The organism is Lelliottia sp. RD5, from assembly GCF_056032945.1.
On the sequence record NZ_JBVYHQ010000013.1, the window covers coordinates 1 to 20,134 of the forward strand.

Consider the following 20,134-nt stretch of genomic DNA (forward strand, 5'->3'; position numbering starts at 1 on the left):
GACGTAATGCGCATTAAAAGGGCATCATTTGATGCCCTTTTTGCACGCTTTCGAACCAGAACCTGGCTCATCAGTGATTTTTTTTGTCATAATCATTGCTGAGACAGGCTCTGTAGAGGGCGTTTAGTCCGAAAAGCTGCAGTGCATTTCGGCTTGGCTCGCCTCGCAATCGCGGGGTGAAAATGTTTGTAGAATTCTTCTGACAGGTTGGTTTATGAGTGCGAATACCGAAGCTCAAGGGAGCGGTCGCGGCCTGGAAGCGATGAAGTGGGTAGTTGTAGCCGTGCTGCTGATCGTAGCTATCGTTGGCAACTTCCTTTATCGTGACATGATGCTGCCGCTGCGTGCGCTGGCCGTAGTAATTCTTATTGCTGCAGCGGGTGGTGTCGCGCTGTTGACGACAAAAGGTAAAGCGACAGTTGCTTTTGCCCGCGAAGCGCGAACCGAAGTTCGCAAGGTCATTTGGCCTACTCGCCAGGAAACATTGCACACCACGCTGATCGTGGCAGCGGTGACTGCTGTAATGTCACTGATCCTGTGGGGACTAGATGGTATTCTGGTTCGCCTGGTATCCTTTATCACTGGCCTGAGGTTCTAAGATGTCTGAAGCCCCTAAAAAGCGCTGGTACGTCGTTCAGGCGTTCTCCGGTTTTGAAGGCCGCGTAGCCACTTCGCTGCGTGAGCATATCAAATTACACAATATGGAAGAGTTGTTTGGCGAAGTCATGGTTCCGACTGAAGAAGTCGTCGAGATCCGTGGTGGCCAGCGTCGCAAAAGCGAGCGCAAATTCTTCCCAGGTTACGTGCTGGTCCAGATGGTGATGGACGATGCAAGCTGGCACCTCGTGCGCAGCGTACCACGCGTAATGGGCTTTATCGGCGGCACTTCCGACCGTCCAGCGCCAATCAGCGACAAAGAAGTCGATGCGATTATGAACCGCCTGCAGCAGGTTGGTGATAAGCCGCGTCCTAAAACGCTGTTTGAGCCGGGTGAAATGGTTCGTGTTAGTGATGGTCCGTTTGCTGACTTTAACGGCGTGGTTGAAGATGTGGACTATGAAAAGTCCCGTCTGACAGTTTCCGTTTCTATCTTTGGTCGTGCGACCCCGGTAGAACTGGACTTTGCCCAGGTCGAAAAAGCCTAGTAGCCGAGTAAAAAAGCGACGATTTAATCGTTGCACAGGGCGCGAGATTGGAATACAATTTCGCGCCTTTTGTTTTTATGGGTTACGCCCGTAAAACGAATTTTATCACGGGGAGCCTCATCGAGGCGCTATAACCCAATTAGAGGATTTTAGAATGGCTAAGAAAGTACAAGCCTACGTTAAGCTGCAGGTTGCAGCTGGTATGGCAAACCCGAGTCCACCGGTTGGTCCAGCACTGGGTCAACAGGGCGTTAACATCATGGAATTCTGTAAAGCGTTCAATGCCAAAACTGAATCCCTGGAAAAAGGCCTGCCAACTCCGGTTGTCATCACCGTTTACGCTGACCGTTCTTTCACCTTCATTACCAAGACCCCGCCGGCAGCAGTTCTGCTGAAAAAAGCGGCTGGTATCAAGTCTGGTTCCGGTAAGCCGAACAAAGACAAAGTTGGTAAAATTTCCCGCACTCAGCTGCAGGAAATCGCGCAGACCAAAGCTGCCGACATGACTGGTTCTGACATTGAAGCGATGACTCGCTCCATTGAAGGTACTGCACGTTCCATGGGCCTGGTAGTGGAGGATTAAGAAATGGCTAAACTGACCAAGCGCATGTCCGTAATTCGTGACAAAGTTGATGCGACCAAACAGTACGACATCACCGAAGCTATCGCACTGCTGAAAGAACTGGCTACTGCTAAGTTCGTAGAAAGCGTTGACGTTGCTGTTAACCTCGGCATTGATGCGCGTAAATCTGATCAGAACGTTCGTGGTGCAACTGTACTGCCAAACGGTACTGGCCGTTCCGTTCGCGTAGCTGTATTTGCTCAGGGTGCAAACGCTGAAGCTGCTAAAGCTGCAGGCGCTGAACTGGTAGGTATGGAAGATCTGGCTGATCAGATCAAGAAAGGCGAAATGAACTTTGACGTTGTTATTGCTTCTCCGGATGCAATGCGCGTTGTTGGCCAGCTGGGCCAGGTTCTGGGTCCACGTGGCCTGATGCCAAACCCTAAAGTTGGTACTGTAACGCCTAACGTTGCTGAAGCGGTTAAGAACGCTAAAGCAGGTCAGGTTCGTTATCGTAACGACAAAAACGGTATCATCCACACTACCATCGGTAAAGTGGACTTCGAAACCGAAAAATTGAAAGAAAACCTGGAATCTCTGCTGGTTGCGCTGAAAAAAGCGAAACCTACACAGGCTAAAGGCGTGTACATCAAGAAAATTAGCCTGTCCACCACCATGGGCGCAGGCGTTGCAGTAGATCAGGCTGGCTTGACTGCTGTAGCAAACTAATACCTTTACGTGGGCGGTGGATTTGTCTACAATCTTACCCCCATGTTTGCTAACAAAAGTTAGCAGGTAAAAGAATTGTTCGTTGGAGCCTGGCCTGATCCAGGCCTCCGTCGAAGACCGCAGGTGTCTCGTAAGAGGCTTAATCCCCTGCGTAGACGGTGACAGAACGCTAAGATTATTTCTGATACTCTGGCTTGTTTCTGCTCACCGTATTAAGACGCTCTTTTCTTTGAGAAGAGTGAAGTGAGTTCCAGGGCATGAGCCCTGGCAAACATCCAGGAGCAAAGCTAATGGCTTTAAATCTTCAAGACAAACAAGCGATTGTTGCTGAAGTCAGCGAAGTAGCCAAAGGCGCGCTGTCTGCAGTAGTTGCGGATTCCCGTGGCGTTACTGTAGACAAAATGACTGAACTGCGTAAAGCAGGTCGCGAAGCCGGCGTATACATGCGTGTTGTTCGTAACACCTTGCTGCGCCGTGTTGTTGAAGGTACTCAGTTTGAGTGCCTGAAAGACGCGTTCGTTGGTCCGACCCTGATTGCATATTCTATGGAACACCCGGGCGCAGCTGCTCGTCTGTTCAAAGATTTCGCGAAAGCGAATGCAAAATTTGAGGTCAAAGCCGCAGCCTTTGAAGGTGAGTTGATCCCGGCATCGCAAATCGATCGCCTGGCTACACTGCCGACCTACGAAGAAGCAATTGCACGCCTGATGGCAACCATGAAAGAAGCTTCGGCTGGCAAACTGGTTCGCACTCTGGCTGCTGTTCGCGATGCGAAAGAAGCGGCTTAATAGCCGTTATCTTTATAAAGCATTCGCTTACGTATAAACTTATTCTGATTTTCAGGAACAATTTAAATGTCTATCACTAAAGATCAAATCATTGAAGCAGTTGCAGCTATGTCCGTAATGGACGTTGTAGAACTGATCTCTGCAATGGAAGAAAAATTCGGCGTTTCTGCTGCTGCTGCTGTAGCTGTAGCTGCTGGCCCAGCTGAAGCTGCTGAAGAGAAAACTGAATTCGACGTTATTCTGAAAGGTATTGGCGCGAACAAAGTTGCAGTTATCAAAGCTGTACGTGGCGCAACTGGCCTGGGTCTGAAAGAAGCTAAAGACCTGGTAGAATCTGCTCCAGCCGCTCTGAAAGAAGGCGTGAGCAAAGATGACGCAGAAGCACTGAAAAAATCTCTGGAAGAAGCTGGCGCTGAAGTTGAAGTTAAATAAGCCAACCCTTCCGGTTGCAGCCTGAGAAATTAGGCTGATGGCTGGTGACTTTTTAGTCACCAGCCTTTTTGCGCTGTAAGGCGCCAGTAGCATTTCACACTGTTTGACTGCTGGCTGTCCTGACAATGCTTGTTTCTATCGACGTCTTAATATACTGCGACAGCCTCACGGGCTGTGTAAATTGCAACGAAATGGTTTAAGCGTGATAGCAACAGGTATTGCGGAAAGTATTCAATTTTCCGATCAACAAAATGGTGTTGCACAAACTGTCCCTCCGTCGGGCAGATGGGTCGACTTGTCAGCGAGCTGAGGAACCCTAATGGTTTACTCCTATACCGAGAAAAAACGTATTCGTAAGGATTTTGGTAAACGTCCACAAGTTTTGGATATACCTTATCTCCTTTCTATCCAGCTTGACTCGTTCCAGAAGTTTATCGAGCAAGATCCTGAAGGGCAGTATGGTCTGGAAGCAGCTTTCCGTTCCGTATTCCCAATCAAAAGCTATAGCGGTAATTCTGAGCTGCAATATGTCAGCTACCGTCTTGGCGAACCGGTATTTGACGTTCAGGAATGTCAGATCCGTGGTGTGACCTATTCTGCACCGCTGCGCGTGAAACTGCGCCTGGTTGTCTATGAGCGTGAAGCGCCGGAAGGCACCGTTAAAGACATCAAAGAACAAGAAGTCTACATGGGTGAAATTCCACTCATGACTGACAACGGTACTTTCGTTATCAACGGTACTGAGCGTGTTATCGTTTCCCAGCTGCATCGTAGCCCGGGCGTCTTCTTCGACAGTGATAAAGGTAAAACGCACTCATCCGGTAAAGTACTGTATAACGCACGTATCATCCCTTACCGTGGTTCATGGCTGGACTTCGAATTCGATCCGAAAGACAACCTGTTTGTCCGTATCGACCGTCGTCGTAAACTGCCAGCAACCATCATTTTGCGTGCGCTGCAATACACCACTGAGCAGATTCTTGATCTGTTCTTTGAGAAAGTTATCTTCGAAATTCGCGACAACAAGCTGCAAATGGAGCTGTTGCCGGAGCGTCTGCGTGGTGAAACCGCCTCGTTTGATATCGAATTCGACGGCAAAGTGTATGTGGAAAAAGGTCGCCGTATTACTGCGCGCCACATTCGCCAGCTCGAAAAAGATGACATCAAGCAGATCGAAGTTCCGGTTGAATACATTGCCGGAAAAGTTGCCGCAAAAGATTACGTTGACGCTTCAACTGGCGAACTGATCTGCCCAGCCAACATGGAGCTGAGCCTGGATCTGTTGGCTAAGCTGAGCCAGTCTGGCCACAAGCGCATTGAAACGCTGTTCACCAACGACCTGGATCATGGTGCGTATATCTCTGAGACTATACGTGTCGACCCAACCAGCGATCGTTTGAGCGCACTGGTAGAAATCTACCGCATGATGCGTCCTGGTGAGCCGCCAACTCGCGAAGCAGCTGAAAACCTGTTTGAGAACCTGTTCTTCTCTGAAGACCGCTACGATCTGTCTGCGGTTGGTCGTATGAAGTTCAACCGTTCTCTGCTGCGTGATGCGATTGAAGGTTCCGGTATCCTGAGCAAAGAAGACATCATCGAAGTGATGAAGAAGCTCATTGATATCCGTAACGGCAAAGGCGAAGTGGATGATATCGACCACCTCGGCAACCGTCGTATCCGTTCCGTTGGCGAAATGGCGGAAAACCAATTCCGCGTTGGCCTGGTACGTGTAGAGCGTGCGGTTAAAGAGCGTCTGTCTCTGGGCGATCTGGATACCCTGATGCCTCAAGATATGATCAACGCCAAGCCAATCTCTGCAGCAGTGAAAGAGTTCTTCGGTTCCAGCCAGCTCTCACAGTTTATGGACCAGAACAACCCGCTGTCTGAGATTACGCACAAACGTCGTATCTCTGCACTTGGCCCGGGCGGTTTGACCCGTGAACGCGCAGGCTTTGAAGTTCGAGACGTACACCCGACTCACTACGGTCGCGTGTGTCCAATCGAAACGCCTGAAGGTCCAAACATCGGTCTGATCAACTCCTTGTCCGTGTACGCACAGACAAACGAATACGGCTTCCTCGAAACGCCGTACCGTAAAGTGACTGACGGTGTTGTGACCGACGAAATCCATTACCTGTCTGCTATCGAAGAAGGTAACTACGTCATCGCTCAGGCGAACACCAACCTGGACGAAGAAGGTCGTTTCGTTGACGATCTCGTTACCTGCCGTAGCAAAGGCGAATCCAGCTTGTTCAGCAATGATCAGGTGGATTATATGGACGTTTCGACCCAGCAGATCGTTTCTGTTGGTGCGTCACTGATTCCATTCCTGGAACACGATGACGCCAACCGTGCATTGATGGGTGCGAACATGCAACGTCAGGCGGTTCCGACTCTGCGCGCTGATAAGCCGCTGGTTGGTACCGGTATGGAACGTGCTGTTGCCGTTGACTCCGGTGTAACTGCGGTTGCGAAACGTGGCGGTACCGTTCAGTACGTTGATGCTTCCCGTATCGTTATCAAAGTTAACGAAGACGAGATGTACCCAGGCGAAGCGGGTATCGACATCTACAACCTGACCAAATACACCCGTTCTAACCAGAACACCTGTATCAACCAGATGCCATGTGTGTCTCTGGGTGAGCCAGTTGAGCGCGGCGACGTGCTGGCTGATGGTCCGTCTACCGATCTCGGTGAACTGGCACTCGGTCAGAACATGCGCGTAGCGTTCATGCCGTGGAATGGTTACAACTTCGAAGACTCCATCCTCGTCTCCGAGCGTGTGGTTCAGGAAGATCGTTTCACCACGATTCACATTCAGGAACTGGCATGTGTGTCCCGTGACACCAAGCTGGGGCCTGAAGAGATCACTGCTGATATCCCGAACGTGGGTGAAGCTGCGCTCTCTAAACTGGATGAATCCGGTATCGTTTACATCGGTGCAGAAGTGACCGGCGGCGACATTCTGGTTGGTAAGGTAACGCCGAAAGGTGAAACCCAGCTGACGCCAGAAGAGAAACTGCTGCGTGCAATCTTCGGCGAGAAAGCGTCTGACGTTAAAGACTCTTCTCTGCGTGTACCAAACGGTGTTTCCGGTACGATCATCGACGTTCAGGTCTTTACTCGTGATGGCGTAGAAAAAGACAAACGTGCGCTTGAAATCGAAGAGATGCAGCTGAAGCAGGCGAAGAAAGACCTGTCTGAAGAACTGCAGATCCTCGAAGCTGGCCTGTTTAGTCGTATCTACGCGGTGCTGGTCTCTGGTGGTGTTGAAGCTGAGAAGCTTGACAAACTGCCACGCGATCGCTGGCTTGAACTGGGCCTGACCGACGAAGAGAAACAAAATCAGCTGGAACAACTGGCTGAGCAGTATGACGAACTGAAACACGAGTTCGAGAAAAAACTCGAAGCGAAACGCCGTAAAATCACTCAGGGCGATGATCTGGCACCAGGCGTGCTGAAGATTGTTAAGGTCTATCTGGCAGTTAAACGTCAGATTCAGCCTGGTGATAAAATGGCAGGTCGTCACGGTAACAAGGGTGTAATTTCTAAGATCAACCCGATCGAAGATATGCCGCACGATGCTAACGGTACGCCGGTAGATATCGTACTGAACCCGCTGGGCGTACCGTCTCGTATGAACATTGGTCAGATCCTCGAAACCCACCTGGGTATGGCTGCTAAAGGTATCGGCGAGAAAATCAACGCCATGCTGAAGCAGCAGGAAGAAGTCGCGAAACTGCGCGAGTTCATTCAGCGTGCGTACGATCTGGGCACTGATGTTCGTCAGAAAGTTGACCTGAACACCTTCAGTGATGATGAAGTTCTGCGTCTGGCTGAGAACCTGAAAAAAGGTATGCCAATCGCAACGCCAGTCTTTGACGGTGCGAAAGAGTCTGAAATCAAAGAGCTGTTACAGCTGGGTGGCCTGCCGACTTCCGGTCAGATCACGCTGTTCGACGGTCGTACTGGTGAGCAATTCGAGCGCCAGGTTACCGTTGGCTATATGTACATGCTGAAACTGAACCACTTGGTTGATGACAAGATGCATGCGCGTTCTACCGGTTCTTACAGCCTCGTTACTCAGCAGCCGCTGGGTGGTAAGGCTCAGTTCGGTGGTCAGCGCTTCGGTGAGATGGAAGTGTGGGCGCTTGAAGCATATGGCGCGGCATACACCCTGCAGGAAATGCTTACCGTTAAGTCTGATGACGTGAATGGTCGTACCAAGATGTATAAAAACATCGTGGACGGCAACCATCAGATGGAACCGGGCATGCCGGAATCCTTCAACGTACTGTTGAAAGAGATCCGTTCCCTGGGTATCAACATCGAGCTGGAAGACGAGTAACTCTCGCTCAAACAGGTCACTGGTGCCGGCGTAATACCCGGCACCAGATTGTGCTAACTCCGACGGGAGCAAATCCGTGAAAGATTTATTAAAGTTTCTGAAAGCGCAGACTAAAACCGAAGAGTTTGATGCGATCAAAATTGCTCTGGCCTCGCCAGACATGATCCGTTCATGGTCTTTCGGTGAAGTTAAGAAGCCGGAAACCATCAACTACCGTACGTTCAAACCTGAGCGTGACGGCCTTTTCTGTGCGCGTATTTTCGGGCCAGTAAAAGACTACGAGTGCCTGTGCGGTAAGTACAAGCGCCTGAAACACCGTGGTGTGATCTGTGAGAAGTGCGGCGTTGAAGTGACCCAGACTAAAGTGCGTCGTGAACGCATGGGCCACATCGAGCTGGCGTCTCCGACTGCTCACATCTGGTTCCTGAAATCTCTGCCGTCCCGTATCGGCCTGCTGCTGGATATGCCGCTGCGCGATATCGAACGTGTTCTGTACTTCGAATCTTATGTAGTTATCGAAGGCGGTATGACGAATCTGGAACGTAATCAGATTCTGACCGAAGAACAGTATCTGGACGCGCTGGAAGAGTTCGGTGACGAATTTGACGCGAAGATGGGTGCGGAAGCGATCCAGGCCTTGTTGAAAAACATGGATCTGGAACAAGAGTGCGAGCAGCTTCGTCAGGAGCTGAACGAAACTAACTCCGAAACCAAGCGTAAAAAACTGACCAAGCGTATCAAACTGTTGGAAGCGTTTGTCCTGTCTGGTAACAAGCCAGAGTGGATGATCCTGACGGTTCTGCCGGTTCTGCCGCCAGATCTGCGTCCATTGGTTCCGCTGGATGGTGGTCGTTTTGCGACGTCTGACCTGAACGATCTGTATCGTCGCGTCATTAACCGTAACAACCGTCTGAAACGCCTGCTCGACCTGGCTGCGCCTGACATCATCGTACGTAACGAAAAACGTATGCTGCAGGAAGCCGTTGATGCCCTGCTGGATAACGGTCGTCGTGGTCGTGCGATTACAGGTTCTAACAAACGTCCTCTGAAATCTTTGGCCGATATGATCAAAGGTAAACAGGGTCGTTTCCGTCAGAACTTGCTCGGTAAGCGTGTTGACTACTCTGGTCGTTCTGTTATCACCGTAGGTCCATACCTGCGTCTGCATCAGTGCGGTCTGCCGAAGAAAATGGCACTGGAGCTGTTCAAACCGTTCATCTACGGCAAGCTGGAGCTGCGTGGTCTTGCTACCACCATTAAAGCTGCGAAGAAGATGGTTGAGCGTGAAGAAGCTGTCGTTTGGGATATCCTGGACGAAGTTATCCGCGAACACCCGGTACTGCTGAACCGTGCACCAACTCTGCACCGTTTGGGTATCCAGGCATTTGAGCCCGTACTGATCGAAGGTAAAGCTATCCAGCTGCACCCGCTGGTTTGTGCGGCTTATAACGCCGACTTCGATGGTGACCAGATGGCAGTACACGTTCCACTGACGCTTGAAGCTCAGTTGGAAGCGCGTGCGCTGATGATGTCTACCAACAACATCCTGTCACCTGCGAACGGCGAGCCAATCATCGTTCCGTCTCAGGACGTTGTATTGGGTCTGTACTACATGACCCGTGACTGTGTTAACGCCAAAGGCGAAGGCATGGTGCTGTCTGGCCCTAAAGAAGCTGAGCGTATTTATCGCGCAGGTCTGGCCTCACTGCATGCGCGCGTCAAAGTGCGTATCACTGAATACGAAAAAGATGCTAACGACGAGTTCGTTGCTAAAACCAGCATTATCGACACTACCGTAGGTCGTGCGATTTTGTGGATGATCGTACCGAAAGGTCTGCCTTACTCTATCGTCAACCAGGCGCTGGGCAAGAAGGCAATCTCCAAAATGCTGAACACCTGTTACCGTATTCTGGGTCTGAAGCCTACGGTAATCTTTGCTGACCAAACGATGTACACCGGCTTTGCTTATGCAGCGCGTTCAGGTGTCTCCGTTGGTATCGATGACATGGTCATCCCAGCCAAGAAAACTGAGATCATCTCTGAAGCGGAAGCGGAAGTTGCTGAGATTCAGGAGCAGTTCCAGTCTGGTCTGGTAACCGCAGGTGAGCGTTACAACAAAGTTATCGATATCTGGGCAGCGGCGAACGATCGTGTATCCAAAGCGATGATGGATAACCTGCAAACTGAAACCGTAACTAACCGTGACGGCGTAGAAGAGCAGCAGGTTTCCTTCAACAGCATCTACATGATGGCCGACTCCGGTGCGCGTGGTTCAGCAGCACAGATTCGTCAGCTGGCAGGTATGCGTGGTCTGATGGCTAAGCCAGATGGCTCAATCATCGAAACGCCAATCACCGCGAACTTCCGTGAAGGTCTGAACGTACTTCAGTACTTCATCTCCACGCACGGTGCGCGTAAAGGTCTGGCGGATACCGCACTGAAAACGGCTAACTCCGGTTATCTGACTCGTCGTCTGGTTGACGTCGCGCAGGATCTGGTTGTGACCGAAGATGACTGTGGAACCCACGAAGGCATCCTGATGACTCCGGTTATCGAGGGTGGCGACGTTAAAGAACCACTGCGCGACCGCGTTCTGGGTCGTGTAACGGCTGAAGATATCATCAAGCCGGGTACGGCTGATATCCTGGTGACACGTAACACCCTGCTCGATGAGCAATGGTGTGACCTGTTAGAACTCAACTCTGTTGATAGCGTGAAAGTACGTTCCGTTGTAGGTTGCGAAACTGACTTTGGCGTCTGTGCACACTGCTATGGTCGCGACCTGGCTCGTGGTCACATCATCAACAAAGGTGAAGCAATCGGGGTTATCGCGGCACAGTCCATCGGTGAACCGGGTACACAGCTGACGATGCGTACGTTCCACATCGGTGGTGCGGCATCTCGTTCTGCTGCTGAATCCAGCATCCAGGTGAAAAACAAAGGTAGCATCAAGCTCAGCAACGCGAAGTCTGTTGTGAACTCTGCCGGTAAACTGGTAGTGACTTCTCGTAACACCGAGCTGAAGCTGATCGACGAATTTGGTCGTACCAAAGAAAGCTACAAAGTGCCTTACGGTGCGGTAATGGGCAAAGGCGATGGCGAGCAGGTTGCAGGCGGCGAAACCGTAGCAAACTGGGATCCACACACCATGCCAGTTATCACCGAAGTGAGTGGTTTCATTCGCTTCACCGATATGATCGACGGCCAGACGATTACTCGTCAGACCGACGAACTGACCGGTCTGTCTTCCTTGGTTGTTCTGGATTCTGCAGAACGTACCGCGGGCGGTAAAGATCTGCGTCCAGCGTTGAAAATCGTTGATGCCAACGGTAATGATGTTCTGATCCCAGGCACCGATATGCCTGCTCAGTACTTCCTGCCAGGTAAAGCGATTGTTCAGTTGGAAGATGGTATCCAGATCAGTGCGGGTGACGCTCTGGCACGTATTCCTCAGGAATCCAGCGGTACCAAGGATATTACCGGTGGTCTGCCACGCGTTGCTGACCTGTTCGAAGCACGTCGTCCGAAAGAGCCTGCAATCCTTGCGGAAATTACCGGTATCATTTCCTTCGGTAAAGAAACCAAAGGCAAACGTCGTCTGGTTATCACCCCGTTAGACGGTAGCGAGCCTTACGAAGAGATGATTCCAAAATGGCGTCAGCTCAACGTATTTGAAGGTGAACGTGTAGAACGTGGTGATGTGGTTTCCGATGGTCCAGAAGCTCCACACGACATTCTGCGTCTTCGTGGTGTACACGCGGTAACGCGTTATATCACCAACGAAGTACAGGATGTTTACCGTCTGCAAGGCGTTAAGATTAACGATAAACACATTGAAGTTATCGTTCGTCAGATGCTGCGTAAAGCAACCATCGATAGCGCTGGAAGCTCCGACTTCCTGGAAGGCGAGCAGGTTGAATACTCTCGCGTCAAGATTGCGAACCGCGATCTGGAAGCGAATGGCAAAGTGGCGGCGTTGTTCTCCCGTGACTTGCTGGGTATCACCAAAGCGTCTCTGGCAACCGAGTCCTTCATCTCTGCTGCATCGTTCCAGGAGACCACTCGTGTCCTGACCGAAGCTGCTGTTGCGGGCAAACGTGATGAACTGCGCGGTCTGAAAGAGAACGTTATCGTGGGTCGTCTGATCCCAGCGGGTACGGGTTATGCGTATCACCAGGATCGTATGCGTCGTCGTGCTGCGGGCGAACTGCCAGCTGCACCTCAGGTCACTGCGGAAGATGCTTCTGCAAGCCTGGCAGAACTGCTGAACGCAGGTCTGGGCGGCTCTGATAACGATTAATCGTGCTTTGAGCTAATAAAAAACCCGCTTCGGCGGGTTTTTTTATGTCTGACAAAAAAGGGAGAAAAGGGTTACTTCAGAAGCGGCAACCGGCGATAGAGTTCGATCATGTCACCTGCCAAATCCTGAATCACCATCGCATTCATCAGGTGATCCTGAGAGTGGACGGTAATCAAATTTACCGGAAGTTTTCCTGTTCCCTCGTCCAACCCAATAAGCTGTGTCTGGATAACGTGCGCATGTTTGACATATTCGCGCGACTCTTCCATCGCTTTTTCGGCTTCGTCAAACTCGCCTTTACGTGCGAGTTGCAGTGCCGTCAGCGCAGCACTGCGCGCAGCGCCGGCGTTTACCAGCAACTCCATGATGGTTGTTTCTAAATCTTCCATTCATTGCTCCAGCAGTTTAAGCGCTTTTTCAAGGACGACATCACCTTTCATCATGCCGTAATCCATCATATCGATCACCGCGACCTGTTTACCCAGCGGTTCAGCCTGAGCCTGAAGTTTTGCCAGTTCGTATTTTACCTGTGGCCCCAGTAATACGATGTCGGCTGTGGCGATATAGTCTTTAAACTCTGCAACCGGAACGGCTTTGATAGTGACTTCAACACCTTTTTTTTGCGCAGCGTCTTTCATACGCTGAACCAACATGCTGGTAGACATTCCCGCAGCACAACACAAAACGATATTCTTCATAGTCAGCCTCGATCTATATGTGTTTAATGATAATTATCCCGTGCAGACGGCTTCAACAACCGCTTTACCCCGATTGTGTGTCAGGCATCACAAAGAAATCGGAATTGAATGAAACCGGTTTCAATTTTAGCGCGATATGAAATTTTTCTTCAGCTGTGGGCATGGCCCAAGGTGGGTTAGTCACGGGAAAGTGAGGGCTCGATGCCGTGTCTTTATCTGTTGTGGCTCTTATAAAAAATCTCTATGAAATTCGCCCGGATGAATAATTTGATGACTACTGTCAAAAAAAACATGTTATTAAAAACAGTATTGACTTGATTTTGGAAGTGAGTAACTTAGTACTCAACAGCAGAGAGAAACTAGTTCGCTGTTTATCCAGGAAATATAAGTTGAGTATTACTGGGGATTGCGATGAAGGCCACGAAGTATTGTTGTTTGGGATAGTCGACGTGAGATGAACCAATATTCTTGCTTCGCTAATGCTTTAAAGGCCATGTAGTTGATAGATGAAATCGCAAAGTAGTGAATAAAGCGCGACGATGTAAGGCTATGTTTTTTAGTACTATTTGCGATGTTTTTTGAGAGAATGTCGCAACGGCAGTAAGGCCACGCATCAAAGAGTATATGTCGCGATGGGGAGTGTACTTGTTTAAGTCGTCGCCCTTGAGTTCTTTTATCAGGCCGACGGGATATGTATAACGGTAAATAGAGGAGCCTATTAGTTAGTATCAGTATCCAATATTATCTGTAATAAACGTGTACATTTAAAAGCAGTACCATTAGCAGTAAATACTATTAAGTCAATTAATGTTAAATCTGAAGTTCGTAGTACCATAAAAGCCCTGGCTGCAACGGTCAGGGCTTTTATCTGTAGATTCAATAAGATCCAGCCTTTCTAAAACGTGTCTTTCGCTTCGCTTGTCAGCAGCTTTTCGTTTTACGCCTCCAGAACAGTTGAAAATTAATCCTTGCTTAATAAATCAAACCAAGCCTACTATGCGTCATCGGTTTGGAACACAGACCTTATGAAAGCAGTTTTAGTAAAGCAGTCCTCAGTTCAAGCGTTATCCTGGATACCCCTTCTTCATGAGCCTCCTCCTAAGTGCCGCATAAGTTAAACTCTGAAAAACAGGCCAAATTCGCCGCGTGAGTGGCTCTAAAATAAGAAAGGAAATATCTATGTCTAACAAAATGACTGGTTTAGTAAAATGGTTTAACCCAGAAAAAGGTTTTGGCTTCATCACTCCTCAGGATGGCAGCAAAGATGTATTCGTACATTTTTCAGCGATCCAGAGCAGCGATTTCAAAACCTTAGACGAAGGCCAGAAAGTTGAGTTCTCAATCGAGAACGGCGCTAAAGGCCCGTCAGCGGTTAACGTTATCGCGCTGTAATCGCCGATAATCTCGCTAGCGCTTACAATAGCGATGAAGGCCAGAGCCTGAGCAGATAAGTGATAGTGAATAAAAAACCCGCCATGGCGGGTTTTTTCGTTTCTGGCATCCATCATGTGAAGGCAGGGCGAAACGAGGAAGAGCTTTTCGCCCTGGTCAGCATCCGTTGCTGACGGCATAAGAGTAAAAAATCGCACCTCGTCCGACAATCACTTGCTCACGTTATTACGAGCCGCTTTGTCAAATTTCCGCGTCGTTGCACAGCGTTTCAACGAAGCTGCGAGGCGCGCCCCAGCCAGCTATCCCAGTCTTTCCACACCGGCTGTAACCCTTGTGCCGTAAGCGCCTTTGCAACATCTTCAGGACGACGGCCATCATGAGGGGCAAATTGCTCCAGCTCAGGATGATCATCGGCGTAGCCGCCCGGCTGTGTTTTCGAAAACGCGCTGACGTTATTAATCGCCAACGGAATGACCCGATCGCGAAAGTCGGGCGCTTCCCGCGTTGATAACGATAATTCCACATCCGGTGCCAGTAAACGAAAGGCACAAATAACCTGCACCAGCTGTCGTTCATCCATGATCGATGCCGGCTCGATACCGCCAGTACAAGGACGTAGACGAGGGAAAGAGATCGAGTAACGGCTCTGCCAGTAATGTTGCTGTAACCATAGCAGATGCTCCGCCACCATATAGTTGTCAACCCGCCAGCTGTCTGACAGCCCCGTCAGCGCGCCAAGGCCGATTTTATCAATTCCCGCCCGCCCGAGCCGGTCCGGCGTTTCCAGGCGAAAAAAGAAGTCCTGTTTTTTTCCCTTCAGGTGATGCTGAGCGTATATTTTTTCGTGATAGGTCTCCTGATAGACCATCACACCGTCCAGCCCTAGCGTTTTAAGTTCGGCATATTCGTCCTCAGACAGCGGCTGGACTTCCATCTGCAATGAAGCGAACTGGCGGCGAATAGCCGGGAAATGACGCCGAAAATAGTCCATTCCGACTTTTCCCTGATGCTCCCCCGTTACTAACAAAATATGCTCAAACCCCATTTCGCGGATCGCCGCACACTCGCGTGCGATCTCGACCTCATCAAGGGTTTTACGCTTAATGTGGTTGCTCATCGAAAAGCCGCAATAGGTACAGTCGTTGGCGCAGAGATTGGAAAGATAGAGTGGCACGTAAAAACCGACCGTATTGCCGAATCGCTGGCGGGTCAGCTGCTGTGCACGTTGTGCCATGGGTTCCAGATAAGCGCTGGCAGCGGGGGAGAGCAGTGCCATCATGTCTTCGCGGGTGGGATGGCGCGCATGCAGCGCACGCTCAACATCTGCAGGTTTTTTGCTGTTGATCCGCAGGCGGATCTCATCCCAATTGAGTTGTCGCCAGCGTTCGACAAAGGTGCTCATGAGTACGCCTCCAGAAATCCGGTTAGCGGGCTGCTGGCCTGTGCCTGTGTTCGGCGAGACCCTGGCCCTGATTGCCGCGCCAATACACCGGCTTCTACCGCCAGACGAAAGGCGCGCGCCATCATCACCGGATCGTCAGCCACCGCAATCGCGGTGTTGACCAAGACCGCGTCTGCTCCCATCTCCAGCGCCTGTGCCGCGTGGCTTGGCACGCCGATACCGGCATCCACCACCACCGGAATAGTGGCTTGTTCGATAATGATCTCCAGCATCGCACGGGTCTCCAGCCCCTGGTTTGAACCGATAGGTGCGCCGAGTGGCATGACCGCCGCGCAGCCCACTTCTTCGAGGCGCTTACACAAAACGGGGTCTGCGCCGCAGTAAGGCAAAACGGTAAATCCCTGTTTGACCAGCAATTCAGCGGCTTTCAGCGTCTCGATAGGATCGGGCATTAACCAGCGCGCATCCGGATGGATTTCGAGCTTCAGCCAGCTCGTGCCCAACGCCTCTCGCGCGAGCTGTGCGGCAAAGATCGCCTCTTCAGCGGTCTTTGCACCAGACGTATTGGGCAGCAGGGTCACACCGGCCTCCAGCAGTGGCGCAAGAATGGCATCGTTATGATTACGCAGATCCACGCGCTTCATCGCCAGCGTCACCAGTTGGCTGCCACTCTCGCGGATGGCGTTCACCATCAACTGTGGAGAGGCGAATTTTCCTGTACCGGTAAACACATGTGAATCAAAGGTTTTATCAGCAATACGTAACATCTCAGCCTCCCGCAATGACCTGAAAAAGCAGGATCTGATCGCCGTCGCGCACCTGCTGAAGCTCCCACTGCTCGCGCGGCAGGACCTGTTGGTTAAGTGCCAGCGCCACGCCAGGTTTTAGCTGCTGCAACTGGTCAAGCAGTGTGGCGATGGTTAACCCGTCCACACACTGCATCGGTTCGTCGTTAAACAGAATTCGCATGATGTCCCCCGCAGACACGGCATCCGCTGGCGCGTTGTAACGCCAGTTGCCGCCAGCCCCCGACGCGAGCATCAAAAAGCCGCAGCGTATTGCGTGGGGTTTCCATACCGCTCAGCAGTTTGATGGCTTCAAGCGCCTGCAAGGTACCCATCACGCCGACCACCGGGCCGAGAATACCGGCCGTGCGACAGTTACGCTGGGGCTCATCGTCATCAGCCCACAGGCAGCGATAGCAGCCTTGCGTCCACGGTGGCGTCAGCACCATGAGCTGTCCGCCAAAACCCACTGCGCTGGCGGTAATTAACGGTGTGTTGAGGGCAACACAAGCCGCGTTTATCGCCTGACGTGTGGCCATATTGTCGGTGCAATCCAGCACCACATCGGCACGATCAACTTCGTGGCGAAGGTTTTCGCCTGCGAGTTTTTCCCTCAAGGCGACAAGCTCAATAGCAGGATTCAGTCTGGCGAGCCGCTGCTTTGTCACCTCTGCCTTTGACTGACCGAGATCGTCCATCGTGAACAGAGTTTGCCGTTGTAAATTGCTTAAGTGGATATCGTCATCGTCAGCTAATACCAGCGTTCCAATCCCCGCCCCCGTCAGATATTGCGCCGCCGGCGCACCTAAACCGCCAAGACCAATAATCAGTACCCGGCTGGCGAGCAATTTTTGCTGCCCGTCGATGGCGATATCGTCCAGCATGATTTGGCGGCTATAACGCATGAAGTCACTGTCATTCATCGCCCGCTCCTGCCAGTTGCAATAGCTGTGCTGTGGCTACCTGCCAGTCTGAAGCCTGAGTAATCGCGCTGACCACCGCAACACTCCCGACGCCGGTTTTCAGTACCGCAGGGACACGTTCAAGGCTAATGCCACCGATGGCGACGGTCGGGTAATCTGCCAGTCGTTCAATATGACGAGTCAGTTGCTCAAGACCCTGCGGCGCGGAGGGCATCTGCTTGGTTTGCGTCGGAAAGACATGTCCGAGCGCGATATAGGACGGTCGTGCCGCCAGCGCCACGTCGATCTCCATATTGTCATGTGTCGAAACGCCCAGGCGTAAACCGGCGTGGCGGATGGCGCTGAGATCGGTGGTTTGCAGATCCTCCTGGCCCAGATGCACGCCATACGCCTGATGCTTAATCGCCAGTCGCCAGTAATCGTTGATAAACAAGCGAGCGCCATAACGGCGTCCCAGCGCAATGGCGTGTGCCACGTCAGTCTCAACGTCTTCATCGCGTTTATCTTTGATGCGTAGCTGGAGCGTTTTAACGCCCGCCTGAAGCAGCCGCTCGATCCACGTCACGCTATCTACTACGGGGTAAAGACCTAAGCGAAAGGGGACGGAGGGAAAATCGGGCTGATACATTATGCCTTCTCCTTTTTAAGGTAGATTTCACCACCTTTCGCGCGAAAGTTTTCTGACATATCGGCCATACCCACTTCGATAGCCTGTTTCGCGGCGTAATCGCGCACTTCCTGGCTGATTTTCATCGAGCAGAATTTTGGTCCGCACATGGAGCAGAAGTGCGCCACTTTGCCAGATTCCTGCGGCAGGGTTTCGTCGTGATACGCGCGTGCGGTGAAGGGGTCGAGCGCCAGGTTAAACTGATCTTCCCAGCGAAATTCAAAGCGCGCTTTAGACATGGCGTTATCGCGGATTTGCGCGCCCGGATGGCCTTTCGCCAGGTCAGCGGCGTGAGCGGCAATTTTATAGGTAATTAATCCCTGTTTGACATCTTCTTTGTTGGGTAAGCCCAGGTGTTCTTTTGGCGTGACGTAACAGAGCATCGCGCAGCCAAACCAGCCGATCATTGCTGCGCCAATGCCTGAGGTGAAGTGGTCGTAGCCCGGCGCGATATCCGTCGTTAACGGCCCCAGCGTATAGAACGGCGCTTCGTGGCAGTGCTCCAGCTCTTCGGTCATGTTGCGGCGAATCATCTGCATCGGGACGTGGCCTGGCCCTTCGATCATCACCTGCACGTCATATTCCCACGCGATTTTGGTCAGTTCGCCCAGCGTATGCAGCTCGGCAAATTGCGCTTCATCGTTGGCATCGCGAATGGAGCCAGGACGCAACCCATCGCCCAACGAAAGAGACACATCGTAGGCCGCGCAGATTTCGCAAATTTCGCGGAAGTGTTCGTAAAGGAAATTTTCCTGATGATGTGACAGGCACCATTTCGCCATAATGGAGCCCCCGCGCGAGACAATTCCGGTCAGACGCGTGGCGGTCATCGGGACGTAGCGCAGCAGTACGCCTGCGTGAATGGTGAAGTAATCAACGCCTTGTTCCGCCTGCTCAAGTAACGTGTCGCGGAACGCTTCCCAGGTCAGATCTTCCGCGATCCCGTTGACCTTCTCCAGTGCCTGATAGATCGGCACGGTTCCGATAGGAACGGGGCTGTTTCGCAAAATCCACTCGCGGGTTTCGTGAATGTAGCGCCCGGTCGAAAGGTCCATAACCGTGTCCGCCCCCCAGCGTGTAGACCACACCAGCTTCTCGACCTCTTCTTCAATGGATGACGTCACGGCGGAGTTGCCGATATTGGCGTTAACTTTCACCAGGAAATTACGCCCAATAATCATTGGCTCAGATTCTGGGTGATTAATATTGGCGGGGATGATGGCGCGACCTGCGGCCACTTCGTCACGGACAAACTCGGGCGTGATGTTCTCCGGCAGACGCGCGCCAAAACCTTCACCCGGATGCTGGTGGCGAAGCACTTCGCTGCGAATACGCTCACGGCCCATATTTTCGCGAAGGGCGATAAATTCCATTTCAGGGGTCACAATACCCTGGCGGGCATAATGCAGCTGCGTGACGCATTTTCCTGATTTCGCCCGCTTTGGCGTCAGCAGACCGGTAAAGCGCAGTTCATCAAGCCCCTCATCTGCAAGACGTTCTTGAGTGTATGCGGAACTGCGAACGGTGAGCGCCACGGTGTCATTACGCGCGTCAATCCAGGGCTGGCGCAGTTTTACCAGCCCTTGTTGAACGTTGATGGCAACGTCGGTATCACCATAGGGGCCGGAGGTGTCATACACCGGGACCGCTTCGTTATCCTCAAACTGCGGATTTTCTTTGCTGCCGCCGAGAAGCGTCGGACTGAGCTGGATCTCACGCATGGGCACGCGGATATCAGCCTGTGAACCGATAATATAAATACGTTTTGAGCTCGGGAAAGCAGTGCCTTCGAGCGTATCGATGAAGTGTTGTGCTTGTGCGCGCTGTTCGCGGCGGGTCAATTTTGCAGACATAGCTCATTCCATAAAAGTAAAGGAAGTGGCTTGTCAGACAACGGATGAACCAAGAGGAGATTACACTTCATCACTCAAGCGGCCTCTGCGCTGGCTGCCTTCATTCACCT

General features: G+C 51.6%; 17 protein-coding genes. 9 read left to right on the top strand and 8 right to left on the bottom strand.

Going from position 1 to position 20,134, the window contains the following annotated elements:
• Positions 1-214 precede the first annotated feature (214 nt).
• The 8 genes from secE to rpoC all read left to right on the top strand — a co-directional run bounded on the left by secE (position 215) and on the right by rpoC (position 12,304).
• On the top strand, positions 215-598 hold the full coding sequence (secE, locus tag AC0LWE_RS21880) for a preprotein translocase subunit SecE (protein WP_011915456.1): 384 nt from the start codon (positions 215-217) through the stop codon (positions 596-598).
• Between the two features lies 1 nt (position 599).
• Positions 600-1,145, top strand: coding sequence for a transcription termination/antitermination protein NusG (gene nusG / locus AC0LWE_RS21885; protein WP_011915457.1), 546 nt, complete (start codon positions 600-602; stop codon positions 1,143-1,145).
• Positions 1,146-1,299: 154 nt separating this feature from the next.
• Positions 1,300-1,728, top strand: coding sequence for a 50S ribosomal protein L11 (gene rplK / locus AC0LWE_RS21890; protein WP_011915458.1), 429 nt, complete (start codon positions 1,300-1,302; stop codon positions 1,726-1,728).
• Between the two features lie 3 nt (positions 1,729-1,731).
• A complete protein-coding gene (gene rplA / locus AC0LWE_RS21895) occupies positions 1,732-2,436 on the top strand; it encodes a 50S ribosomal protein L1 (protein ID WP_059180776.1) in 705 nt (234 codons plus the stop codon).
• Between the two features lie 290 nt (positions 2,437-2,726).
• The gene (gene rplJ / locus AC0LWE_RS21900) at positions 2,727-3,224 is read left to right on the top strand and encodes a 50S ribosomal protein L10 (RefSeq protein ID WP_007704673.1); all 498 of its coding nucleotides are present in this window, start codon (positions 2,727-2,729) and stop codon (positions 3,222-3,224) included.
• A 66-nt stretch (positions 3,225-3,290) separates the two neighbouring features.
• Positions 3,291-3,656, top strand: a complete 366-nt coding sequence (gene rplL, locus AC0LWE_RS21905) for a 50S ribosomal protein L7/L12 (protein ID WP_011915460.1) — start codon at positions 3,291-3,293, stop codon at positions 3,654-3,656.
• Positions 3,657-3,975: 319 nt separating this feature from the next.
• Complete coding sequence (gene rpoB, locus AC0LWE_RS21910) at positions 3,976-8,004, top strand: DNA-directed RNA polymerase subunit beta (protein ID WP_059180775.1); 4,029 nt, start codon at positions 3,976-3,978, stop codon at positions 8,002-8,004.
• Between the two features lie 76 nt (positions 8,005-8,080).
• Positions 8,081-12,304, top strand: a complete 4,224-nt coding sequence (rpoC, locus tag AC0LWE_RS21915) for a DNA-directed RNA polymerase subunit beta' (RefSeq protein WP_059180774.1) — start codon at positions 8,081-8,083, stop codon at positions 12,302-12,304.
• A 71-nt stretch (positions 12,305-12,375) separates the two neighbouring features.
• Here the strand turns inward: rpoC and AC0LWE_RS21920 are convergent, their stop codons facing one another.
• Both AC0LWE_RS21920 and AC0LWE_RS21925 read right to left on the bottom strand, forming a co-directional pair.
• A complete protein-coding gene (locus AC0LWE_RS21920) occupies positions 12,376-12,693 on the bottom strand; it encodes a PTS lactose/cellobiose transporter subunit IIA (protein ID WP_011915463.1) in 318 nt (105 codons plus the stop codon).
• On the bottom strand, positions 12,694-13,002 hold the full coding sequence (locus AC0LWE_RS21925; RefSeq protein ID WP_011915464.1) for a PTS sugar transporter subunit IIB: 309 nt from the start codon (positions 13,000-13,002) through the stop codon (positions 12,694-12,696).
• A gap of 1,179 nt (positions 13,003-14,181) precedes the next feature.
• Here AC0LWE_RS21925 and cspE point away from each other — a divergent pair.
• On the top strand, positions 14,182-14,394 hold the full coding sequence (gene cspE, locus AC0LWE_RS21930) for a transcription antiterminator/RNA stability regulator CspE (RefSeq protein WP_011915465.1): 213 nt from the start codon (positions 14,182-14,184) through the stop codon (positions 14,392-14,394).
• A 268-nt stretch (positions 14,395-14,662) separates the two neighbouring features.
• On the opposite strand, the gene thiH is transcribed toward cspE, so the two are convergent.
• From thiH to thiC, 6 genes are read right to left on the bottom strand one after another with little or no spacing between them, the layout of a single operon-like run.
• Positions 14,663-15,796 carry a 2-iminoacetate synthase ThiH gene (gene thiH, locus AC0LWE_RS21935; RefSeq protein ID WP_202694816.1) on the bottom strand — a complete coding sequence of 378 codons (1,134 nt, stop codon included), beginning with the start codon at positions 15,794-15,796 and terminating at the stop codon, positions 14,663-14,665.
• Positions 15,793-16,563: a thiazole synthase gene (gene thiG / locus AC0LWE_RS21940; RefSeq protein ID WP_202668808.1), complete on the bottom strand. Its 771-nt coding sequence runs from the start codon at positions 16,561-16,563 to the stop codon at positions 15,793-15,795. Before thiG ends, thiH begins: the two co-directional genes overlap by 4 nt.
• A 1-nt stretch (position 16,564) precedes the next feature.
• Entirely contained in the window at positions 16,565-16,765 is a 201-nt protein-coding gene (gene thiS / locus AC0LWE_RS21945) for a sulfur carrier protein ThiS (protein WP_059180771.1), read from the bottom strand.
• Entirely contained in the window at positions 16,749-17,504 is a 756-nt protein-coding gene (locus AC0LWE_RS21950; protein ID WP_202668809.1) for a HesA/MoeB/ThiF family protein, read from the bottom strand. Before AC0LWE_RS21950 ends, thiS begins: the two co-directional genes overlap by 17 nt.
• Positions 17,497-18,132, bottom strand: a complete 636-nt coding sequence (gene thiE, locus AC0LWE_RS21955; RefSeq protein ID WP_219347175.1) for a thiamine phosphate synthase — start codon at positions 18,130-18,132, stop codon at positions 17,497-17,499. The genes AC0LWE_RS21950 and thiE overlap by 8 nt, the downstream gene beginning before the upstream one ends.
• Positions 18,132-20,024 carry a phosphomethylpyrimidine synthase ThiC gene (gene thiC, locus AC0LWE_RS21960; protein WP_202668810.1) on the bottom strand — a complete coding sequence of 631 codons (1,893 nt, stop codon included), beginning with the start codon at positions 20,022-20,024 and terminating at the stop codon, positions 18,132-18,134. Before thiC ends, thiE begins: the two co-directional genes overlap by 1 nt.
• Between the last annotated feature and the right edge of the window lie 110 nt (positions 20,025-20,134).

What these genes read in the sequence shown, in the direction of transcription:
- secE (WP_011915456.1), top strand. Translation starts at nt 215, where the DNA reads ATGAGTGCGAATACCGAAGCTCAAGGGAGCGGTCGCGGCCTGGAAGCG.
- nusG (WP_011915457.1), top strand. Translation starts at nt 600, where the DNA reads ATGTCTGAAGCCCCTAAAAAGCGCTGGTACGTCGTTCAGGCGTTCTCC.
- rplK (WP_011915458.1), top strand. Translation starts at nt 1,300, where the DNA reads ATGGCTAAGAAAGTACAAGCCTACGTTAAGCTGCAGGTTGCAGCTGGT.
- rplA (WP_059180776.1), top strand. Translation starts at nt 1,732, where the DNA reads ATGGCTAAACTGACCAAGCGCATGTCCGTAATTCGTGACAAAGTTGAT.
- rplJ (WP_007704673.1), top strand. Translation starts at nt 2,727, where the DNA reads ATGGCTTTAAATCTTCAAGACAAACAAGCGATTGTTGCTGAAGTCAGC.
- rplL (WP_011915460.1), top strand. Translation starts at nt 3,291, where the DNA reads ATGTCTATCACTAAAGATCAAATCATTGAAGCAGTTGCAGCTATGTCC.
- rpoB (WP_059180775.1), top strand. Translation starts at nt 3,976, where the DNA reads ATGGTTTACTCCTATACCGAGAAAAAACGTATTCGTAAGGATTTTGGT.
- AC0LWE_RS21920 (WP_011915463.1), bottom strand. Translation starts at nt 12,693, where the DNA reads ATGGAAGATTTAGAAACAACCATCATGGAGTTGCTGGTAAACGCCGGC.
- AC0LWE_RS21925 (WP_011915464.1), bottom strand. Translation starts at nt 13,002, where the DNA reads ATGAAGAATATCGTTTTGTGTTGTGCTGCGGGAATGTCTACCAGCATG.
- cspE (WP_011915465.1), top strand. Translation starts at nt 14,182, where the DNA reads ATGTCTAACAAAATGACTGGTTTAGTAAAATGGTTTAACCCAGAAAAA.
- thiH (WP_202694816.1), bottom strand. Translation starts at nt 15,796, where the DNA reads ATGAGCACCTTTGTCGAACGCTGGCGACAACTCAATTGGGATGAGATC.
- thiG (WP_202668808.1), bottom strand. Translation starts at nt 16,563, where the DNA reads ATGTTACGTATTGCTGATAAAACCTTTGATTCACATGTGTTTACCGGT.
- thiS (WP_059180771.1), bottom strand. Translation starts at nt 16,765, where the DNA reads ATGCGAATTCTGTTTAACGACGAACCGATGCAGTGTGTGGACGGGTTA.
- AC0LWE_RS21950 (WP_202668809.1), bottom strand. Translation starts at nt 17,504, where the DNA reads ATGAATGACAGTGACTTCATGCGTTATAGCCGCCAAATCATGCTGGAC.
- thiE (WP_219347175.1), bottom strand. Translation starts at nt 18,132, where the DNA reads ATGTATCAGCCCGATTTTCCCTCCGTCCCCTTTCGCTTAGGTCTTTAC.
- thiC (WP_202668810.1), bottom strand. Translation starts at nt 20,024, where the DNA reads ATGTCTGCAAAATTGACCCGCCGCGAACAGCGCGCACAAGCACAACAC.